3 protein-coding genes and 2 pseudogenes are annotated in these 6533 nt (G+C 51.4%); 3 read left to right on the top strand and 2 right to left on the bottom strand.

Annotated elements, in window-relative coordinates; genetic code table 11:
- Window positions 1–33: 33 nt before the first annotated feature.
- Window positions 34–156: pseudogene (locus tag BBW68_RS20665) on the bottom strand (IS91 family transposase); the annotation flags it as partial.
- Window positions 157–254: 98 nt separating this feature from the next.
- Between BBW68_RS20665 and BBW68_RS08895 the strand changes: the two are divergent.
- From BBW68_RS08895 to polA, 3 genes and pseudogenes are all read left to right on the top strand, one after another.
- A pseudogene (locus tag BBW68_RS08895) lies at window positions 255–1164 on the top strand (serine/threonine protein kinase).
- Window positions 1165–1215: 51 nt separating this feature from the next.
- A complete protein-coding gene (gene dsbA / locus BBW68_RS08890) occupies window positions 1216–1845 on the top strand; it encodes a thiol:disulfide interchange protein DsbA (protein WP_070135068.1) in 630 nt (209 codons plus the stop codon).
- Window positions 1846–2253: 408 nt separating this feature from the next.
- A complete protein-coding gene (gene polA / locus BBW68_RS08885; RefSeq protein ID WP_070135066.1) occupies window positions 2254–5043 on the top strand; it encodes a DNA polymerase I in 2790 nt (929 codons plus the stop codon).
- Window positions 5044–5517: 474 nt separating this feature from the next.
- On the opposite strand, the gene yihA is transcribed toward polA, so the two are convergent.
- Window positions 5518–6153, bottom strand: a complete 636-nt coding sequence (gene yihA / locus BBW68_RS08880; RefSeq protein ID WP_070135064.1) for a ribosome biogenesis GTP-binding protein YihA/YsxC — start codon at window positions 6151–6153, stop codon at window positions 5518–5520.
- Window positions 6154–6533 lie beyond the last annotated feature (380 nt).

Genomic DNA, 6533 nt, shown 5'->3' with positions numbered 1-6533 from the left:
TCTGAATTTACACTACCTTGACGAACTCGACCTACCGCAGGCAAGCATGCGTTCGACAGGGCGTTTGGTCCAGTCGCTGAGCTGATGACCATTCTTCTCAAGAAAGCGTTCCCAACCCTCATCGTGCTGGAACAGGAGCTTTGCAGGTCGCGGTATCTACATGGAAGGCAGTATAAAATACGGCGATGAGGGTGGAAAGGACTTCGGCTGCGTAGCAGACGAGCTCACGCAGTAGGCATGCTACCGTTCATGCACTGTGGGAGACCGGGCTACGTGTGGAGTCTGGCCTGACGGCGCTGAATAGCTATGAAAATCGCGTCTATCAGTTGATGATGATAAACGCCGTTACGTCGCTAAGTTCTACCGTCCACAGCGCTGGTCTCAGGGGCAAATAGAGGAAGAGCATCAGTTTGCCAGCGAACTGTTTGCCGACGAAATCCCCATCGCCGCACCGTTGGAACTCAATGGCTTGATGCTCTATCGGCACCAGGGCTTCTGGCATGCGGTGTTTCCCAGCCTAGGTGGCCGACAGTATGAGACTGATAATTACGACCATCTGGAGTGGGTAGGGCGTTTCCTCGGACGCATTCATCAGGTTGGGCAACGCAAGCTGTTCAGCCAACAGCCAACTATTGGTTTGCAGGCGTACATCGACGAACCGCTGCAGATTTTTATCGACAGCGCGCTGGTGCCGTCGAAACTGAAAGTGGATTTACTCGCCAGTATTGAACGCCTGCGCACAACTTCACAAAACTGCTGGAATACTCAGTGGCAGCCTTTGCGCCTAAACGGTGACTGTCACCCCTGCAATATTTTATGGCGCGATGGCTCGTTATTTGTCGATCTCGACGATGCCCGTAATGGCCCGGCTGTGGAGGATCTGTGGATGCTGGTAAGCGGTAACCGTCAGGAACAGCGCCTGCAGTGGGATATCCTGCTGGAAGCATACGGTGAGTTCTGCGAATTCGACGCTCACTAATTGTCACTGATTGAGCCTTTACGTGCTATGCGGATAGTTTATTATCTGGCGTGGGTTGTCCGGCCTTCCCAGACAGTTTTCCGTGGATGACAGATGAGGATTTCTGGCGCCGACAGATTTCAATTTTTAACGAACAGGATAAGCTGTTGCAGGAGTCTCCGCTGCAGCTGACACTTGTATTCTAGGTGTGATCGCCTTTGGTTCGCCTATTAAGTTTTTATGGAGAGAGTTTCGCGATGAAAAAGATTTGGTTTGCGCTCGTCGGTATGGTTCTGGCATTTAGCGCTTCAGCTGCACAATTTACCGATGGTCAGCAATACGTGACTATGGACAAGCCTGTAACCGGTGAGCCACAGGTTCTCGAGTTCTTCTCGTTCTTTTGCCCACACTGCTATGAGTTCGAGCATGTCTGGCACGTAAGTGATGCTGTGAAGAAAGTCCTGCCGGCGAACGCTAAAGTGACCAAATACCACGTTGAATTCCTCGGCGGCGAGATGGGTAAAACCGTTACCCAAGCATGGACTGTCGCTATGGCGCTGGGCGTGGAAGATAAAGTGACTGCACCTATCTTCGATGGTATCCAGAAAAGCCAGACCATTACCGATCCGACCAGCCTGAAGGACGTCTTCGTCAAGGCAGCAGGTATCACGCCGGAAGCCTATGATGCTGCCTGGAACAGCTTCGTGGTGAAATCGCTGGTTGCACAGCAGGAGAAAGTGGCAGCCGATGTCAACTTGCGCGGCGTGCCTGCGATGTTCGTTAACGGCAAATACATGGTTAACAACGGTGGCTTGGATACCAGCTCCATGGATAACTTTGTTCAGCAGTATGCCAACGTGGTGAAGTTCCTGATTACTCAGAAGTAAACCTGCGAAGAGTACAACTAAACGCTGGCACGCCCGGCGTTTTTTCTTCCCGCCTTGCAAAATATTTGTCGTAAAAGTGTCCTTTCATCAGACGGAGATCGCGCGTCGATGCTTGGTGATACCAACTTATATCCACATCTCGCTAACGCCGTAAAATCTAAGGATAATCCCAATAAGATAAACTAACTACATGATTTTAAAGGTTTATTTAATTTATTTTTTGCGGGTTTGTCTGCTATTAATTAATCGTTATTAAATTTATGCACAAACTTATCCACAGATAATCAATGCAAAGCGCTGCGCAAAAACACCACTATGTGATGATTATTCGTCGTTGTGATTTCATCTTTTATAGTGAGCTGTGGCATTCTTACCCTCAATCAAAACCCAAGAAGAACGTGACGACTTATGGCTCAAATTGCAGAAAACCCACTGATTCTGGTAGATGGATCTTCCTACCTGTACCGTGCTTATCACGCGTTCCCTCCACTGACCAATAGCGTAGGCGAGCCCACCGGTGCAATGTACGGCGTATTAAATATGTTGCGCAGCCTGCTGCTGCAATATAAGCCTAGTCATGTGGCCGTGGTATTTGATGCCAAGGGTAAAACCTTCCGCGACGAATTATTTGAAGCGTACAAATCACATCGCCCGCCGATGCCGGACGATCTGCATGCGCAGATTGAACCGCTGCATACCATGGTCAAAGCGATGGGCTTGCCGCTGCTGGCTATTTCCGGCGTAGAGGCCGATGACGTCATCGGCACGTTGGCGCTGGCGGCAGAGAAGATGGGCAAACCTGTGCTGATCAGCACGGGTGATAAAGACATGGCCCAGCTGGTGTCGCCGAATATCATGCTGATTAACACCATGAATAATGCCATTCTTGGCCCGGATGAAGTGGAAGAGAAATATGGTATCCCGCCGTCGCTGATTATTGATTTCCTCGCCCTGATGGGTGACTCCTCGGATAACATTCCGGGGGTTGCTGGCGTCGGTGAAAAAACCGCGCAGGCGCTGCTGCAGGGATTAGGCGGCGTAAAAGATATCTATGACAATCTGGATAAAGTCGCGACCCTGACCTTCCGCGGGGCAAAAACCATGGCAGCCAAGCTGGAACAAAATAAGGAGATGGTCTTCCTCTCGTATCAGCTGGCGACGATTAAAACCGACGTTGAGCTGGAATTGACCTGCGATAAGCTGACGGTTAAAGAACCCGCCGTCGAAGAGCTGGAGGGGTTATTTAAACATTACGAATTCAAACGCTGGATTGTTGACCTCGAAAAGGGCAAATGGCTGCAGGGTAATAAAGGCAATCCCTCTACCAAAAAATTGGCAGCGGCGGAAAGCCAGCTGGCAGCAGAAGAGACCACCCGCGTGCTCTCCTCTGACGGCTACGTCACCATTCTTGATGACGAGACCTTCACCTGCTGGTTGAAAAAATTACAGGACAGCAACCTGTTCTCCTTCGATCTGGAAACGGACTCGCTGGACACCCTCAGCGCCAATATCATCGGCCTGTCATTTGCCACCGCGCCGGGCGAGGCTGCCTATCTCCCGGTAGCGCACGACTATCTTGATGCGCCGGTGCAGCTGGATCGTAAAGCCGTGCTGGAGTGTCTGAAACCGCTGCTGGAAGATCCAAAAGCGCTGAAGGCAGGGCAGAACCTGAAGTATGACCGTGGCGTGCTGGATAACTACGGTATCCAGCTACAGGGCATTCAGTTCGATACCATGCTGGAGTCCTACGCGCTGAACAGCGTGGCTGGCCGCCATGATATGAACAGCTTGGCCGCGTGCTGGTTAAGCCATAAAACGGTGACCTTTGAGGAGATCGCCGGCAAAGGCAAGAATCAGCTGACCTTTAACCAGATAGCGCTTGAGCAGGCCGCACACTACGCCGCGGAAGATGCCGACGTTACGCTGCAGCTGCATTTGAAAATGTGGACGGAACTTGAAAAAGAGCAGGGGCCAAAAAACGTCTTTGAGCAGGTAGAGATGCCGCTGGTGCCAGTTATTTCGCGTATTGAGCGCAACGGCGTGCTGATCGATCAAAACATCTTGGTCGCGCACTCGCAGGAGCTGGGAACTCGTCTGGCCGAGCTGGAGCTGAAAGCACACGAGCTGGCGGGCGAGCCGTTTAACCTCTCCTCTCCGAAGCAGCTGCAGACCATCCTGTTTGAAAAGCAGGGTATTAAACCCACCAAGAAAACCCCGGGTGGGGCGCCGTCCACCAATGAGGAAGTGTTAGCCGAACTGGCGCTGGACTATCCGCTGCCGAAGGTAATTCTGGAGCATCGCGGGCTTTCAAAGCTGAAATCGACCTATGCCGACAAGCTGCCGCTGATGATCAATCCGCACAGCGGCCGCGTGCACACCTCCTATCACCAGACAGTGACGGCAACCGGGCGCCTCTCATGCAGCGATCCGAACCTGCAAAACATCCCGGTCCGCAATGATGAAGGACGCCGTATCCGCCAAGCATTTATTGCGCCGAAGGGCAGCCGCATTGTTGCAGCCGACTACTCGCAGATTGAGCTGCGTATTATGGCGCATTTGTCGCAGGATAAAGGGCTGCTGACCGCCTTTGCCAGCGAGCAGGATATTCACCGCGCCACCGCCGCCGAAGTCTTTGGCGTGGCGCTGGATAAGGTTAGCGGCGAACAGCGCAACAGCGCCAAGGCGATTAACTTTGGTCTGATCTACGGTATGAGCGCATTCGGGCTGTCGCGCCAGCTGAATATTGGTGCCGGTGAAGCGAAGAAATATATGGACCTCTATTTCGAGCGCTATCCTAGCGTATTGCAGTATATGAGAAGCACCCGCGAACTGGCGGCAGAGAAGGGCTATGTCGAGACGTTGGATGGTCGCCGTTTGTATCTACCCGACATTAAAGTCAGCAATGCGATGCGCCGTAAAGCTGCGGAGCGTGCGGCAATCAACGCCCCGATGCAGGGAACCGCTGCGGATATTATTAAACGTGCGATGATTGCGGTCGATGAATGGCTGTCCTCGCAGGAAATCCCGCAGATCAAAATAATCATTCAGATACACGATGAACTGGTGTTTGAGGTGCAGACCGATCTGGTCGACGTTGCGTCAGCGAAAATCCGTGAGCTGATGGAAGGCAGTATGAAACTGGATGTGCCGCTGCGCGTGGATATCGGCGTGGGAGACAACTGGGATCAGGCGCACTAAGTTATCCCCAACTGCACGCTGCTGTTTTTTCAGCAAATCAGCAGCGTGCAGTAACCCATAAGAAATTCGTAGCTTTAATTCGTAGCTTTAATCGGTTCAGCGGCCCATTCCTGCACCCTGCGTTCAGAAAATCACCTAAGCTTCTCAGGCAAAATACTTTTTTTGTAATTAAGCTACAGCATGACCCTCAGAATGTGACCTGAGTAGGATTACGGCTGCCGTTTTCTGAAAATTAACTACAAAAAAACTTTTTAGCGCTCAGAAAATCATGTAAAGTTGGGGTCGTAAGGTACAGAGGTAAGATATTCTGTCCTTAAGACATTTTACTTCACGTAATCGGATTTGGCTGAATATTTAGCCGCCCCAGTCGCTAATGACTGGGGCTTTTTTGTTGGGCGCTATCTGGGATTTTGTGCGGTGTTTATACCGATTGCGCAGGGGGGCCAGAAACGCCTAACTTGGTGAAGCGGGGGCTTATTCAGCCGGAATATCGTCTTCCGTGGCCGGTGGCAGATCGCGATACCAGCTGTCGAGCTTCTGGCTCAGCTTATCCACGCCGATTTTCTTCAGCGATGAGAATGCTTCAACTTCCACGGTGCCGAGGAAGGTCTTAGCCTCTTCACGTACGGCGTTGAGCTGCGCCTTGCGCGCACCCGAGGCCAGCTTATCGGCCTTGGTCAGCAGTATCAGCACTTCAATGCCGCTCTGGATCGCCCACATGACCATCTGGTGATCGAGGTCTTTCAGCGGGTGACGAATATCCATCAGCGCCACCAGTCCTTTCAGACAGACGCGCTCGCGCAGATACTCTGCCAGCGAACGCTGCCATTTCAATTTCATCTCTTCCGGGACCTGCGCATAACCATAGCCTGGCAGGTCGACCAAGCGATAGCCCTCGGCCACCTGAAATAGGTTAATAAGCTGCGTACGACCCGGCGTTTTACTGGTACGCGCGAGGGCTTTCTGGTTCGTCAGCGTATTCAGTGCGCTGGATTTACCCGCGTTAGAACGCCCGGCAAAAGCCACTTCGATGCCGGTATCGACAGGCAGGTGACGGATATCAGGGGCGCTGGTGACAAAATGGGTGACGTGATAATTCCAGCCAGACAAAATAGATACTCCAGAATAAAAAGGGCAATTGCGCTGATTATACCCTGTATGGTGATAAAGCGCCCGGTAAGACGCGGTCTCGATTTCCTCTGTGAAACACAGACCATTGCTGCTGGCAGCACTTTCTGCATTTGACACTCAATAAAAATAGATTTTTTGCTTTTTTTATGAAATTATAAAAAAATAAAAAACAGGGTAAAAATTACGTTTCTTACCTTGTAAGACGGACTGGTTAGTCTACATTCGTAGCTAAATAGGATATTTCACTTCAGGATGAAGCGCACAGGCTTGGTTGGCAGGGCACTCAGGATGCTTACTAGGATGGAGGCAAAGGCAAAACATGGACGCTAGCTGCTTAATGGATGTGTAGTGGTCAACTA

This window comes from Candidatus Erwinia dacicola (genome assembly GCF_001756855.1).
GTDB classification, from domain to species: Bacteria; Pseudomonadota; Gammaproteobacteria; order Enterobacterales; family Enterobacteriaceae; genus Erwinia; species Erwinia dacicola.
The sequence above is the reverse complement of the archived record's forward strand: the minus strand, read 5'-3'. Positions and strand labels throughout refer to the sequence as shown.

Excerpts from the sequence above, each read along its gene's own strand:
- dsbA (WP_070135068.1), top strand. The coding sequence starts at position 1,216 with ATGAAAAAGATTTGGTTTGCGCTCGTCGGTATGGTTCTGGCATTTAGC.
- polA (WP_070135066.1), top strand. The coding sequence starts at position 2,254 with ATGGCTCAAATTGCAGAAAACCCACTGATTCTGGTAGATGGATCTTCC.